General features: G+C 63.8%; 11 protein-coding genes. 5 read left to right on the top strand and 6 right to left on the bottom strand.

Translation table 11 applies throughout. From position 1 onward, the window contains the following. Positions 1–11: 11 nt before the first annotated feature. A complete protein-coding gene (locus C2138_RS03770) occupies positions 12–1,112 on the top strand; it encodes an NADH:flavin oxidoreductase/NADH oxidase (RefSeq protein ID WP_277871918.1) in 1,101 nt (366 codons plus the stop codon). A 51-nt stretch (positions 1,113–1,163) separates the two neighbouring features. On the opposite strand, the gene C2138_RS03765 is transcribed toward C2138_RS03770, so the two are convergent. The 3 genes from C2138_RS03765 to guaB1 all read right to left on the bottom strand — a co-directional run bounded on the left by C2138_RS03765 (position 1,164) and on the right by guaB1 (position 5,036). Next, positions 1,164–2,201 carry a hemolysin family protein gene (locus C2138_RS03765; RefSeq protein WP_108515650.1) on the bottom strand — a complete coding sequence of 346 codons (1,038 nt, stop codon included), beginning with the start codon at positions 2,199–2,201 and terminating at the stop codon, positions 1,164–1,166. Continuing rightward, positions 2,198–3,529, bottom strand: coding sequence for a hemolysin family protein (locus tag C2138_RS03760; RefSeq protein WP_108515648.1), 1,332 nt, complete (start codon positions 3,527–3,529; stop codon positions 2,198–2,200). Before C2138_RS03760 ends, C2138_RS03765 begins: the two co-directional genes overlap by 4 nt. Positions 3,530–3,596: 67 nt before the next feature. Next, positions 3,597–5,036: a GMP reductase gene (gene guaB1 / locus C2138_RS03755; protein WP_108515647.1), complete on the bottom strand. Its 1,440-nt coding sequence runs from the start codon at positions 5,034–5,036 to the stop codon at positions 3,597–3,599. A 144-nt stretch (positions 5,037–5,180) separates the two neighbouring features. Here guaB1 and C2138_RS03750 point away from each other — a divergent pair, with 144 nt between their 5' ends. Beyond that, positions 5,181–8,966, top strand: coding sequence for a multifunctional oxoglutarate decarboxylase/oxoglutarate dehydrogenase thiamine pyrophosphate-binding subunit/dihydrolipoyllysine-residue succinyltransferase subunit (locus C2138_RS03750; RefSeq protein WP_108515645.1), 3,786 nt, complete (start codon positions 5,181–5,183; stop codon positions 8,964–8,966). Between the two features lie 120 nt (positions 8,967–9,086). Here C2138_RS03750 and C2138_RS03745 read toward each other — a convergent pair whose 3' ends face one another. Beyond that, entirely contained in the window at positions 9,087–9,329 is a 243-nt protein-coding gene (locus tag C2138_RS03745) for a zf-HC2 domain-containing protein (protein WP_108515643.1), read from the bottom strand. Further along, positions 9,326–10,006: a sigma-70 family RNA polymerase sigma factor gene (locus C2138_RS03740; protein ID WP_108518759.1), complete on the bottom strand. Its 681-nt coding sequence runs from the start codon at positions 10,004–10,006 to the stop codon at positions 9,326–9,328. Before C2138_RS03740 ends, C2138_RS03745 begins: the two co-directional genes overlap by 4 nt. 112 nt (positions 10,007–10,118) lie before the next feature. Here C2138_RS03740 and aroA point away from each other — a divergent pair, with 112 nt between their 5' ends. From aroA to hisN, 3 genes are read left to right on the top strand one after another with little or no spacing between them, the layout of a single operon-like run. Next, positions 10,119–11,519: a 3-phosphoshikimate 1-carboxyvinyltransferase gene (gene aroA, locus C2138_RS03735; protein WP_108515641.1), complete on the top strand. Its 1,401-nt coding sequence runs from the start codon at positions 10,119–10,121 to the stop codon at positions 11,517–11,519. An 18-nt stretch (positions 11,520–11,537) separates the two neighbouring features. After that, complete coding sequence (rsgA, locus tag C2138_RS03730; protein ID WP_108515639.1) at positions 11,538–12,557, top strand: ribosome small subunit-dependent GTPase A; 1,020 nt, start codon at positions 11,538–11,540, stop codon at positions 12,555–12,557. 32 nt (positions 12,558–12,589) lie between these two features. After that, positions 12,590–13,399: a histidinol-phosphatase gene (gene hisN / locus C2138_RS03725; RefSeq protein ID WP_233245616.1), complete on the top strand. Its 810-nt coding sequence runs from the start codon at positions 12,590–12,592 to the stop codon at positions 13,397–13,399. Here hisN and C2138_RS03720 read toward each other — a convergent pair. Then, a complete protein-coding gene (locus tag C2138_RS03720) occupies positions 13,383–14,831 on the bottom strand; it encodes an MFS transporter (RefSeq protein WP_199286567.1) in 1,449 nt (482 codons plus the stop codon). The two genes, hisN and C2138_RS03720, sit on opposite strands and share 17 nt — an antisense overlap. Positions 14,832–14,895 lie beyond the last annotated feature (64 nt).

Here is a 14,895-nt window from a genome sequence, read left to right as displayed (position 1 = left end):
AGTTTGGAGGGGTGAGCCCCGCCGACATCAGCCTCTTTTCTCCTCTGACACTGCGATCCATCACGATGCGCAATCGTCTCTGGGTCGCCCCCATGTGCCAGTACGAGGTGGTGAAACAGGATGGGGTCCCCACGGAATGGCACCTTGTTCACCTCGGATCCTTCGCTCGGGGCGGGGCCGGCCTCGTCATGACGGAGGCCACCGCGGTGAGCCCGGAAGGGCGAATCTCGGGCGAAGACACCGGCATCTACACCGACGAGCAACGAGACGCCTGGAGTCGCATCGTCGACTTCATTCACGCGCAGGGAGCGCCAGCAGGCATTCAGCTCGCCCACGCTGGCCGCAAGGGGTCCCGCTGGCGCGAATGGCTGCCCGATGAGGGGACCCGCCCCGTGGATGCTGGTGGCTGGCGCACGGTCGCCCCCTCCGAGATCCCGTTCGAGGGATATGACACTCCCATCGCGCTCGACCTCGCCGGAATCGACGCCGTGGTCGCGGACTTTGCCGCCGCCGCCCGGCGCGCAGTCGAGGCCGGGTTTGATGTGGTCGAGGTGCATGCCGCACACGGCTACCTCATCCACCAGTTTCTCTCGCCGCTCTCGAACCGTCGAACCGACGCCTATGGCGGCAGCCTCGACAACCGCAGCAGGTTGCTGCTCAGGGTCATCGAGGCGGTGCGAGAGGCGATAGGGCCCGACCGCGCGCTTTTCGTGCGGTTATCGGCGACCGACTGGGCGGATGAGGGGTGGAGCCCGGATGAGACCGCCATCGTCGCCTCCGCCGCCCACGAGCTCGGTGCCGACCTGTTCGATATCTCAACGGGAGGGACCCTGGCCTCCCCCACGATCCCGCTCAGCCCTGGGTACCAGGTTCCCTTCGCTGCGGCGATCCGTGAGGCGACCGGAGCTCCCGTGAGCGCCGTCGGTCTCATCACCACGTCCTTGCTCGCAAACGAGGTCATCGCGTCAGGGCAGGCAGACGCGGTCATGATGGGCCGAAAGCTCCTCCGTGACCCACACTTTGCGCTACGAGCGGCCCTCGAGCTGGGCGTGGATATCGACTACTGGCCCAAGAACTACGACCGGGCCCGCACGACCCTGGCTCGCTGGTAGGGCCCTCGCCCGCTGGCTGGCGACCGGTTCCGCTCCGGCAGCGCGGCCGGGCTAGATGCGCCGAGTCGCGTCCTGAACCTCGCCGACGAGCTCCTCGATAATGTCCTCCAAGAAGATCGCGCCCCTGGTCGCCCCGGTTTCGTCGAACACCCTGGCGATATGCACGCCGGAGCGGCGCATCGTCGCCAGAGCATCCTCAAGGTCGGTGTCCTCAAAGATCGAGATCAGATGGCGGATGCGCTTGGGCGGCACCGGCTCAGTGAACTCGGTGTCTTCGAGGTCGATGACATCCTTGAGGTGCAGGTAACCGGTGGGTTCTCCGTCGTCGTCGACGAGCACATAGCGCGAGAATCCGTGCTGAGCCACGGCCCGCTCAACCTCAAGCGGCGTTGCCGCCTCCGAGACGGTAACGAGCGACCCGAGCCCCACCGTGATGTCTTTGACCTTCTTGGTTGTGAACTCGAACGCGTTCGAGAGGGCACCGGTCGTATCCCGCAGCACACCTTCCCGCGTGGAGTGCGCGACAATGTTGGCCACCTCGTCAAATGTGAACGAGCTCGTCGCCTCACTCTTGGGCTGCACCCTGAACAGCAAAAGAACACCGTTGGCGGTGGCATTGAGAAAGCCGATCAGGTGCTTGAAGATGCGGGAGATCACCACGAGCGGCGGGGCCAGAATCAGAGCCATGCGGTCGGGCAGAGAGAAGGACAGGTTCTTCGGAACCATCTCGCCGAACACCACATGCAGGAACGACACCAGCACGAGGGCGATAACAAACGCGACAGTACTGATGATCTCGGCCGACCACCCGGTCAACCCCAGCGGCACCTCAAGCAGATGGTGAATCGCCGGCTCTGACACGTTGAGGATGAGCAAGGAACACACCGTGATGCCCAGCTGGCTCGTCGCCAACATGAGAGTTGCGTGCTCCATGGCATAGAGCGTGGTCACCGCGGCGCGAGAACCAGCCTCCGCCTTCGGCTCAATCTGTGAGCGACGGGCAGAGATGACGGCGAACTCCGCGCCGACAAAGAAGGCGTTAGCCAGCAGCAGAACTACCAACCAGGCAATGCCCCAGTAATCGGTCATGAGCGCGCCTCCCCTGGAATCTGATCGGCATCCGCATCGACCGCCGGGGTAAAGCGGATGCGGTCGATGCGCCGACCGTCCATGCGCTCAACCCTGAACTCGCCAGCGTCGACGCTCACGGTGTCGCCCACCTTGGCAAGTCGCCCCAGCTCGCTCATGATGAATCCGGCCACTGTCTCGTACGGGCCGTCTTCTGGCACGACGACATCGGCGCGCTCGCGCAATTCGTCTGGCCTGAGCATGCCGGGAAAAGTGAGCCAGTTGCGGGAGCGCACAACGCCGGCGCGGGATCTGTCGTGCTCATCAGATACCTCTCCGACGAGCTCCTCGACGAGGTCTTCTAGCGTCACGACCCCTGCGGTCCCCCCGTACTCATCGAGCACGACGGCCATCTGGTACCCCCGCTGGCGCAGCTCGCCGAGCAACGCCTCGAGCCGCATAGTTTCTGGTACGCGAAGAGCATCGTTCTGCAGGGCAGAGACGGGCACCTCTCCGCGTTTTTCTCGCGGAACAGCAACGGCCTGCTTCACATGGACGACGCCGATGACATCGTCGATTCCGTCGTCCACCACAGGGAACCGCGAATAGCCCGTTGTGCTGGCGAGCTCGATGACCACCTGCGCAGAATCGGTGCGTTCGACACTCGATACGCGGGGTCGCGGCGTCATTACATCGCTCGCCGTTCTTTCGTTAAACGACAGCGTGCGGGCGAGAAGCGTTGCGGTGTCAAGTTCAAGCGTGCCCTCAAGGGCGGAGCGCCGCAGCAGCGAGGTGAGTTCCTCGGCCGTTCGAGCCGACGAGAGCTCCTCTTTGGGCTCAATCCCCACAGATCGGAGGATCACGTTGGCCGTGTTGTTCAGCAGGGATACAGCCGGACGGAACACCCACGTGAACGCGAGTTGAAACGGGATGACGAGCTTGGCCGTCTGCAGTGGCAGCGCGAGCGCAAAGTTCTTGGGCACAAGCTCGCCGATAATCATCGACAGCAGGGTCGCGATCGTGATGGCCACAACGGTCGAAATGCCTCGAACAACAGCCTCCGGCAGCGCGAGCCCGCCGAAGAGGGGCGCAAGAAGGGCCGTGAACGCCGGTTCGAGCGTGTAGCCCGTGAGAAGCGTGGTGAGGGTGATTCCGAGTTGAGCACTCGAGAGATGGGTTGACGTGTGCCGCAGGGCGGCGATCGTCATGCCGAGTCGGGTTTCGCCTCGCTGTTGGCGGGCTTCCAACTCATTTCTGTTGAGATTGACAAGGGCGAATTCAGAAGCGACGAAAAGGCCGGTTCCGATTGTGAGTAGTACACCGATGCCCAGCAGAACTAGTTCATGCATGAGTCACCGACGCACCATCGAGAGGGGGGGTCGTCCATAGTGCCCCCACTATAACGGGAGGAGAGCCTTACCAGCTGACAGGAAGCGCCTTGCCTTCTTCGTATCCGGCTGCCGACTGGATGCCAACGAGCGCCCGGTCGTGGAACTCTGCGGGAGTTGTGGCCCCCGCATAGGTGAAGGAGCTTCGAACCCCCGACGTGATCATGTCGAGCAGGTCCTCAAGCGAAGGCCGCAGCGGGTCAATGTAGATCTTGGAGCTCGAGATGCCTTCGGCAAACAGTTCCTTGCGCGCACGCTCATACGCGTCGAGTCTGCTGAAGCGGCCGTGGACCGCTTTGGTCGACGCCATTCCCCAGCTCTCCTTATAGAGAAGGCCAACCGCATCCTTCTGCAGACGACCGGGCGATTCGAGGGTGCCGGCAAACCACGATCCGATCATGACCGACGATGCCCCGGCCGCCAACGCGAGCGCTACGTCGCGGGGATATCGCACTCCGCCATCCGCCCACACGTGGGCCCCGAGCTCATGGGCGGTTTCTGCGGTCTCGAGCACGGCCGAGAACTGCGGTCGCCCCACAGCGGTCATCATTCGCGTGGTGCACATCGCCCCCGGCCCGACGCCGACCTTAACGATCGATGCACCGGCGGAGACCAGGTCTCGCACGGCATCCGAGGTCACGACATTGCCCGCGACGATGGGGATTCCCAGGTCGAGCGCGGCGACGGCCTCGACCGCCGCGATCATTCCATCTTGATGTCCATGGGCGGTGTCGATGACGAGCACATCCACTCCCGCATCGACGAGAGCCCGGGCCTTGGGCTCGATGTCCCCGGTGATTCCTAGGGCGGCGGCGACGCGCAGAGATCCGTCGGCATCGAGCGCCGGTTCATAAACCGTGCCCCTCAGCGCGCTGCGTCGGCTCAGGGTGCCGACCACCTTGCCGTGGTGCATAACGGGGGCGAACTCGAGATCGGCGGCGACCAAGAGATCGAAGGCCGAGCGGGGCTCATCGACATCGTCGACGTCGATCGAGGGCAGGTCGGGCCCGAGCAGCGAACCAAGGGGAGCATCGGGCGGTGCGATGGCGAGGCGGGCCGCTGGCACGCACCCGACAAACTCCCCTGCACTGTCGCGCACGATGATTCCGTGCCCGTCGACAGCCGGAACCAGCTCAAGTGCATCCCCCACCGTCTGAGAAACCGAGAGCTCGAACGCTGTGTCGTAGCTGGGAGATTGCTGTTTCACCCAGCGGATCGCCTCGTCGAGTTCTTGGAGCGGCAGATCCTGGGGCAGCACGCCGAGTCCGCCACGCCGTGCGAGTGTTGCCGCGAGCCGTGGGCCCGTCACCGAGTTCATATTCGCCGCAACGATGGGGATCGTCGCCCCTGTGCCGTCGGCTGGAGCTAACGAGACATCCAGGCGGCTCTTGACCGCCGACCGACTCGGCACGAGGAACACGTCCGAATAGGTGAGGTCGTGGGTCGGCGACGTCTCATAAAACTTCATGTATTTAACCGTAGTCCTCCGGGCCAACGGAGGGCAGAGCGCAGCCAAACCGATTACGCTTGATCCTTGTATGTGGCCAACGACGCTCTTACGCGTCGAATTAATGACAGTGACAACGGAGAGTGGGCGGCTGTGTCTAGCCAAATGACCGGAATCGCACCTGAAGAGGGGTCTTCAGGCGAATTCGGAGCCAATGAATGGCTCGTTGACGAGATGTACGAGCAGTTCAAAGTCGATCGGAACTCCGTCGACAAATCGTGGTGGCCGATCCTCGAGAACTATCACCAGACCAAGACGACTGCACCTGCAGCGCAGGCACCCGCAACGCAGGCACCTGCAGCAGAGGCGCCCGCAGCAGAGGCACCCGCCTCTCAGCCAGAGCCCGCGGCACAGGAGCCGCAGATTCCGGCAGAGGTGACGTCGGAGACGCCTCAGACCGCATCGGCGCAGTCGGCGGGCCAGCCCGTGGCGCGGACAACCTCCATCCAGGCGAAGCCGCAGCCGATTCCGGCCGAGGCTCCCTCTGCAGCGGCATCGATTGAACAGCCCAGCGAGCCTCAGGATGTCGTCACTGCCCTCAAGGGCATGGCAAAGTCGCTCGCAACCAACATGGACGCGAGCCTCACGGTTCCGACCGCGACGAGCGTGCGCACGATCCCGGCCAAGCTGATGATCGACAACCGCATCGTCATCAACAACCACCTCAAGCGCGCTCGCGGCGGCAAGGTGTCGTTTACGCACCTCATCGCCTGGGCCATGGTCAAGTCGCTGCGCGACTTCCCCAGCCAGAACGTGTTCTACGACGAGGTCGATGGCAAGCCGTCGATCGTTTCGCCCGCTCACATCAACCTCGGCATCGCGATCGACGTGCCCAAGTCCGACGGAACCCGCAGTCTCGTCGTGCCCGGCATCAAGCGCACCGAGTCGATGACCTTCGACCAGTTCCTCGCGGCCTACGAAGACGTCGTCAAGCGCGGTCGTGAGAACAAGCTCACGATGGTCGACTACCAGAACAACACGATCTCCCTCACCAACCCTGGTGGAATCGGCACGGTGCACTCCGTGCCGCGCCTCATGAAGGGCGCCGGATGCATCATCGGCGCCGGAGCGCTCGAATACCCGGCAGAGTTCCAGGGCATGTCGACCGAAACCCTCGCGGATCTCGGTATTGGCAAGACGATCACGCTGACCTCGACCTATGACCACCGCGTCATCCAGGGCGCCGGTTCTGGCGAGTTCCTCAAGCTCATCCACGAGCGCCTAATCGGCAAGCACGACTTCTACTCGGAGATCTTCGCCGACCTGCGCATCCCCTACGAGCCGATTCACTGGGGAACCGACGTTCACATCAACGCCGCAAGCGACGTCGACAAGTCAGCACGCGTGCAGGAGCTCATCAACGCGTTCCGCGTTCGCGGTCACCTCATGGCCGATGTCGACCCGCTCGAGTACGTGCAGCGTTTGCACCCTGACCTCGACATCGCGAGCCACGGTCTCAGCTTCTGGGACCTGGACCGCGAGTTCGTCACGGGTGGCCTCGCCGGCACTCGCGTTGCCAAGCTCCGCGACATTCTGGGAATTCTTCGCGATGCCTACGCCCGCAAGATCGGCGTCGAGTACATGCACATCCAGAACCCAGAAGAGCGCAAGTGGTTCCAGGATCGCCTAGAGCTGCCCTACCAGAAGCCGACGCACAACGAGCAGATGCGCATCCTCGCCAAGCTCAACGAGGCTGAGGCATTCGAGACGTTCCTGCAGACCAAATATGTCGGCCAGAAGCGCTTCAGCCTTGAGGGTGGCGAATCCGTCATCGCCCTTCTGGACGCTGTCCTGCAGCGTGCGGCAGAAGAGGGCCTCGAAGAGGTTGCCATCGGCATGGCCCACCGCGGCCGCCTCAATGTTCTTACGAACATCGCAGGCAAGACGTATGGCCAGGTGTTCCGTGAATTCGAGGGAACCCAGGATCCCCGCACGGTTCAGGGCTCGGGAGATGTGAAGTACCACCTCGGCACCGAGGGCACCTTCACCGCCCTCGGCGGCGAGCAGATCCCCGTATACCTCGCGGCGAACCCGTCGCACCTTGAGGCTGTCGACGGCGTGCTTGAGGGCATCGTTCGCGCGAAGCAGGATCGCAAGCCGATCGGCACGTTCCAGGTTGTGCCGATCATGATGCACGGTGACGCGGCCATGGCTGGCCAGGGCATCGTGGTCGAGGTGTTGCAGATGTCGCAGCTTCGCGGCTACCGCACGGGCGGCACCATCCACGTGGTTGTGAACAACCAGGTCGGTTTCACGACGCCTCCCGGCGAGGGCCGCACGTCGGTCTACTCGACGGATGTCGCCAAGACCATCCAGGCTCCGATCTTCCATGTCAATGGAGACGACCCCGAGGCCGTTGTACGCGTGGCCCAGCTGGCGCTTGAGTTCCGTCAGAAGTTCCACAAGGACGTCGTTGTCGACCTCGTCTGCTACCGCCGCCGTGGCCACAACGAGGGCGACGACCCCTCGATGACTCAGCCGCTCATGTACAACCTCATCGAGGCTAAGCGCAGCGTTCGCACGCTGTATGGCGAGGCTCTCGTCGGTCGTGGCGACATCACCGAAGAGGAGTATGCGGCTGCCCAGGCCGACTTCCAGGATCGACTCGAGCGCGCATTCGCCGAAACGCATGCCGCGCAGACGCACTCGATCCCTGTCGTTACCCAGGATGCCGGGGCGATGACCGACCTCGAGCGGCCAGAATCCCAGCAGGACGACAGCGCTGGCGAGCCCGAGACCACGGCCGTCGCCGAGTCCGTGATCACCGCGATCGGGGATGCTCACGGCAACCCGCCCGCCGGCTTCACGGTGCACCCCAAGCTTCAGGCACTGCTCAAGAAGCGCGTCGACATGAGCCGCAACGGCCTGGTCGACTGGGGATTCGGTGAGCTGCTCGCCCTCGGTTCGCTGCTTATGGAGGGCACACCCGTCCGGTTCGCCGGCCAGGATGCGCGCCGCGGCACGTTCGTTCAGCGCCACGCTGTTCTCCACGACCGCCAGAACGGCCAGGAATGGCTGCCACTGCTCAACCTCAGCGACAACCAGGCCCGTTTCTGGATCTATGACTCGCTGCTGAGCGAGTACGCGACGATGGGCTTCGAATACGGGTACTCCGTCGAGCGTGCCGATGCCCTCGTGCTGTGGGAGGCGCAGTTCGGCGACTTCGCTAACGGCGCTCAGACGGTCATCGACGAGTTCATCTCGTCGGCCGAGCAAAAGTGGGGTCAGCGTTCGAGCGTTGTTCTTCTGCTGCCGCACGGTTACGAAGGCCAGGGACCCGACCACTCGTCGGCCCGCATCGAGCGTTTCTTGCAGCTGTGTGCCGAGAACAACATGACGGTTGCCAGGCCATCGACCCCCGCGTCGTACTTCCACCTGCTGCGCCGCCAGGCATACGCCCGTCCGCGTCGCCCTCTCGTGGTCTTCACCCCGAAGGCGATGCTTCGCCTGCGCGGTGCCACGAGCGACGTCGCGGACTTCACGAACGGCAAGTTCGAGCCCGTCATCGATGACGCCACTGTCGTCGATAAGGGCGCGATCAAGCGCGTCGTTCTCCACGCCGGCAAGCTGCACTACGACCTCCGGAACGAGCTCGACAAGCGCGGCCAGACCGATGTGGCGCTCGTTCGGGTGGAGCAGTACTACCCGCTCCCCCTCCGCGAGCTTTCGGCTGTGCTCTCGCAGTACCCGAATGCCGATCTGCTGTGGGCTCAGGAAGAGCCTGAGAACCAGGGAGCCTGGCCGTTCATCTGCATGGAACTGCTGCGCAACCTGCCCAACCGCGAGCTCAAGGTTTCGTCGCGTCCCGCATCCGCCTCACCGGCGACGGGCTCGACTAAGCGCAGCGCGCAGGAGCAGGCTCAGCTCATCGAGAAGGCTCTGGACGTCTAGAACCAGATCAACGAAACAGGGGCGGGCATCCGATTGGATGCCCGCCCCTGTTTCGTTCAGAAGACGGTGTCGTTCACCAAGAACTCGCGGCGGTGCCGTGCACCTGCCGCGATGGCGGGCCTAGTGGCTGGACTGGATCTCGCGAATGCTCAACAGAACCTGTGCCCGCAGATCTTCTGGCGCGGTCTCCCGGCAGGCTCGCTGCACTGCGATCGTCAACACCTCACCGATGTGCGCTTCGTTGGCGCAGTCGGGGCAATTGGCAATGTGGTCGCAGATGTCGGCTGCGTCGTCGGCCTTGAGCTCGTTGTGGAGGTACTCCTCGAGTTCTGCCTTTGCTTTCTCACATCCGCAGTCGGTCATTTCGTGCTCCTGGTGGTGGCGGAATCAATTCCGCGGTCGGTCGCGTAGTCCGCGAGTAGCCCCCGAAGAAGGCGGCGTCCGCGGTGGAGTCGGCTCATCACTGTGCCGACGGGTGTCTTCATAATGTCGGCGATCTCTTGGTAGGCAAAGCCCTCGACGTCGGCGAGATACACCGCAAGCCGAAAATCTTCGGGGATCGCCTGAAGGGCATCCTTCACTGCGCTGTCGGGCAGGTGATCGATGGCCTCAGCCTCGGCGGAGCGCGACGACATCGACGTCGTCGATTCGGCTCCCCCGAGCTGCCAGTCCTCGAGATCATCAATCGTGCCCTGGTAGGGCTCTCGTTGCTTCTTGCGATAGGTGTTGATGTAAGTATTCGTGAGGATGCGGTAGAGCCACGCCTTGAGATTGGACCCTTGCTCGAATCGCGCGAACGCCGCAAACGCCTTGACGAAGGTCTCCTGCACGAGGTCCGCGGCATCCGAGGGGTTGCGCGTCATGCGCATCGCCGCGGCATATAGCTGATCCATGAACGGCATGGCCTGTTCTTCGAACAGATCCCGGAGTTCTGTAGAGGTCAGGTTCGGCGCGACGGCATCATCGAGGACACCGTCTTCTGCAGCCGAACCAAAGAGGTCAGTGTCGTCGTGGGGGGTGCCCGGAGTTGCGTCAGCCATCAACGACAAGCTTAGTTCTCGCCTGCCTGGGGACGGGGCGAGCGTTCGCTCAACGATAAGGGTCACGCCGTCTCCTGCCTCCTGATGGCAACTGCCGATACTCTTATGAACAATGCTGATCTCCAAATATTCCAACCCCGACTTTGACCCGTACCAGGGCGAATCCCTCGTCGAGCCCGAAACGGGCCGGTGGGTCGCTCCCACCGCGAATGGGCCGCTCTCGGCCGGGCTGTCGCTGCCGGGGTCAAAATCTCTGACCAATCGCGAGCTTGTTCTCGCGGCTCTGGCCGACGGACCCTCCACACTCCGGAGCCCCCTGCACTCGCGCGACAGCAACCTCATGGTCGAGGCGCTGCGCTCCCTCGGGGTATCCATCGAGGAGACGGGCGATGGCCCGTTCGGCCCTGATCTGCTCATCACACCGGGCGAGCTGACCGGGAGCACCTCGATCGACTGCGGGCTCGCGGGCACTGTTATGCGTTTTCTCCCGCCGGTGGCCGCTCTCGCGGTCGGCCCCGTCGCCTTCGACGGCGACGCCTCGGCTCGCCGCCGCCCCATGCGCACGACGATCGACGCCCTCCGCGCCCTCGGCGTCGACGTAAGCGACGATGGCCGCGGCACGCTTCCGTTCAGCCTCTACGCAATGGGGACTGTCGAAGGTGGCGATCTCGAGATCGATGCGTCAGCGTCAAGCCAGTTCGTCTCTGGGCTGCTTCTCGCAGCACCACGGTTTGCGCGTGGACTGCATCTGCGCCATGTCGGCAAGCATCTGCCGAGCATGCCGCACATTGAGATGACCATCGAAACTCTGAGGGCGCGCGGAGTATCCGTGCACTCCCCCGCTGCGGGCGAGTGGATCGTGGCCCCCGGCCCGATCGCCGCACTCGACGTTGACATCGAACCAGACCTCTCCAACGCGGCCCCGTTTCTCGTTGCGGCGCTCGTCGCGGGCGGGACCGTCACGATCGAGGGGTGGCCGACCGAGACCACTCAGGTCGGGGCCCACCTGGCGCGCATCCTTCCGCTTTTCGGCGCAACGGTAACGTCCGTTGACGGAGCACTCACGGTGGACGGTGGCGCCGGCATCGTCGGCGGGCGTTCCGTGGCCGGAATCGACCTCGATCTGAGCGAGGGCGGTGAACTTGCCCCCGCGATCGTCGCCCTGGCGGCGCTGGCAGATAGTCCGAGCCGAATAACCGGAATCGGGCACCTCCGTGGCCATGAGACCGATCGCCTTGCGGCGCTTGCTACAGAAATCAACGGTCTCGGCGGCTCTGTCGCTGAGCTGGAAGACGGCCTTGAGATCACCCCGCAGCAGCTCAGCGGCGGGCCGTGGCGCACCTACGAAGATCATCGGATGGCAACCGCGGGAGCCATCATCGGCCTCGCGGTGGAGGGGGTAGAGATCGACGACATCCGCACGACGAGCAAGACTCTCCCGCAGTTCGCTGACCTGTGGACCGGTCCGCTGCTTGGTCGTGGCGCCCCCACGACACCATCCGGGCTGCTGTAAACGAATGCGCGGCACAGTGTGAGCTGGATCAACGACACGGACGACGACGACCCGTACGCCGACTACGAGGCGAAATCGAGGCCCAACCCCAAGGGCAATAAGCCCCGCACCAAGACGCGCCCGCAGCATGAGGACGCCGTCATTGCCAGAGTGCTGACGGTCGACCGGGGTAGGTACTCGGTGCTGGTCGACGAGGACGGCCCCAACGAGCACCCCGTAACTGCTGCCAGAGCGCGCGAGCTTCGTCGGCAATCCATCGTGACGGGCGACAGGGTCGACATCGTCGGCGACACCACAGGAGACGAGGGCTCTCTTGCCCGCATCGTGCGAATCCGTGAACGCGAGACGGTGCTGCGGCGAAGCGCTGACGACACCGACGAGGTCGAGCGCATCATCGTGGCGAATGCCGACCAGATGCTCATCGTTGTGGCAGCGGCGAACCCCGAGCCGCGCACCAGGCTCGTGCATCGTTATCTGGTCGCGGCGTTCGACGCCGGAATCACCCCTATTCTCTGCATCACCAAAACAGACCTGGCCGACCCTGCCGACTTTCTCAAGGACTTCGCAGGGCTCGATCTTGAGATCATCACGAGCAGCAGCGACGACCCGCCTATCGCCGAGCTAAACGCCGTGCTGACCGGGCATTCCACCGTGGCCGTCGGCCACTCCGGCGTGGGCAAATCAACGCTCGTCAACGCGCTCGTTCCCGATGCGAATCGGGCAACGGGCCATGTGAACGAGGTCACGGGTCGAGGCCGCCACACCTCGTCGTCAACAATCTCCTACCGGGTCGCCGATGGCTGGATTATCGATACCCCCGGCGTGCGCTCATTTGGCCTCGGGCACGTCAACATCGATAACGTGCTCCGCTCCTTTCCCGACCTCGAAGACATTGCGGCGGAATGCCCGCGCGGATGCACGCATCTGCCGGGGTCGATCGAGTGCGAACTCATCGAGCGGGTGGAGGCCGGCGAACTGGGCGACGTGGGCCGGCTGAGGCTCGACTCGTTTCAGCGGATGATGGCTGCCCTACGCTGACCCGGCCTGCACGGGAGCGCTAGCCTTGACGGGTGACCAGTTCTTCGAGCGCACCCGCCCTGACCCTCGCCGACGATCTCGACCTCGCTCAGAGGCTTGCCGACGCCGCCGATGCCATCTCGTCATCCCGCTTTCGCGCCTCGGACCTCGTCGTCACGACGAAGCCGGATATGACGCCTGTGTCCGATGCCGATAAGGCTGTCGAGCAGGCCATTCGTGAAATTCTCGCGGCCGAGCGGCCCGATGACTCGATTCTCGGCGAGGAGTTCGGCACCGAGGGCAAGTCCAGCAGACAGTGGATCATCGACCCCATTGACGGGACCTCGAACTATGTTCGCGGGGTGCCCGTGTGGGCCACCCTCATCTCTCTCGCAATCGATGGCGTTCCCGTGCTCGGCGTCGTCAGCAGCCCGGCTCTGGGCAAGCGCTGGTGGGCGGCAGTGGGCGGCGGCGCGTGGGTTAGTGACAACGGTGCAGAACCCCGCGCTCTTCGAGTCTCGCGGGTTGCCACGCTCGCCGATGCTTCGATCAGCTACAACAGCATCCAGCAGTGGGATCAGGCAGGTCGGCTCGATCAGTTGGTCGAGCTTTCACGCCGAGTGTGGCGCACCCGCGCTTATGGCGATATGTGGTCGTACATGATGCTCGCGGAAGGCCTCATCGACCTTGCGGGCGAGTTTGACCTCCAGCCCTACGACATGGCGGCCCTCGTGCCCATCGTGGAGGAGGCTGGCGGCACCTTCAGCTCTGCTGACGGCGAACCGGGACCGTGGCACGGCTCTGCCCTTGCCACCAACGGCCTGCTCCATGAGGCGGCGCTAGCGATTATCGCTTCGGCGTAGTCTCCCGCGCGTCGAATACCGCGAAAACGAGCGACACCAGCAACAGGCCCAGCGCCACAGCGATGCCAAAGGCGAAGGCGTCCCCATAGACAACGAGTCGGTCTGCAGTGGCGCCTTCGCGATAAACGGTTGAGTAGAACGTCGATACGGCGGCGGCGACACCAATCGCGGTTCCCACGCGCTGACCGACTTGAGCCACAGACCCCGCCACCCCGCCGTGCACGACGGGCACGTCGGTAAGAGTCAGCGTCTGGTTAGGTGAGATCACGAAGCCACCGCCGGCCCCGGCAACGCCCAGAGCCGCCGCAAGCAACCACGGAATTGCATCCTGCGGCGCAAGCATCACTATGGGAATGGACAGGCCAAAGCCCACGAAAACGAGGACGAGACCGATGAGCACGAGCTTGCGGCCGTATTGATTGACGAGTTTGCCGCCGTACCACGAGGTGACGGCGGAGACGAGGGCAAACGGAATGGTGACCATTCCCGAATAGACCGCCGCGAGGCCGAGCCCCGTTTGCATGTAGAGCGTTGTGAGCAGGAAGATCGCCGGAGCGGCGGCAAAGTACGAGGTCGCGATGAGGATGCCGTTGCGATAGGAAGCAAGGCGAAAGAGCCCGAAATTGACGACCGGAGCCTTGCCCGCCGAGAGAAAGCGTCGCTCCCACACGACAAACGCGATTGCCGCGAGAGCAAAAACGATCAGCCACAGCCAGCGCGCGGGGTCATCGTCTTGGCTGCCCGTCGTGAGTACAAACGGGAGCATGAGGCCGAAGATCCCGACGCCCAGGATGAGAATGCCCACGAGGTCGAGTTCTGTGTGAACCCTCTCGTGCACCTGACGCCCCGGCAGAAGCCTGACGGCAAAGATCAGCGCAAGCACGCCGAGCGGAACGTTCATCCAAAACAGCAGCCTCCAGCCATCCGGTTCGCCACCGACGCCGATGAGTATGCCGCCGAGGGTCGGGCCGAATGCCGTGGAGAGGCCGATGATGGCCCCGAACAGCCCGAAGGCTTTGCCGCGATCTTTGCCATGGAACAGTTGCTGAATGAGCCCGAGTACTTGGGGCATGTGGATTCCGGCGGCGACGCCCTGAAGCATCCGCCCCACAACGAGCACCTCGATCGTGGGCGCGAGAGCACAGAGGATGCTGCTGCCGACAAAGGCACTCAACCCGATGACAAAGAAAACCTTGCGGGAGTAGATGTCTCCCAGTCGACCGGCCGGGACGAGCGCGAGACCGAACGCGAGCGCATACCCGGCGACGATGAGCTGGAGCTCCGTGGGCCCTCCGCCGAGCGAATGCTCGATCGTGGGTAACCCAACGTTGATTTTGGAGAGATCAAGAATCGTGAGTGCGGCGACGGCGACGCATACCGCGAAGGCCTCCCACCGGGTCTTGTCGTTGGCGGAAGTCGCAGGATTACTCATCGTTTCAACTCTAGAGGAGCGCATGCTCTGCCTTGAACACGGTCAGCCCCGGCGAGCGCGACCC

It is taken from the genome of Salinibacterium hongtaonis (assembly GCF_003065485.1).
GTDB lineage: Bacteria > Actinomycetota > Actinomycetes > Actinomycetales > Microbacteriaceae > Homoserinimonas > Homoserinimonas hongtaonis.
This window is presented reverse-complemented; position numbering and strand designations above follow the sequence as displayed.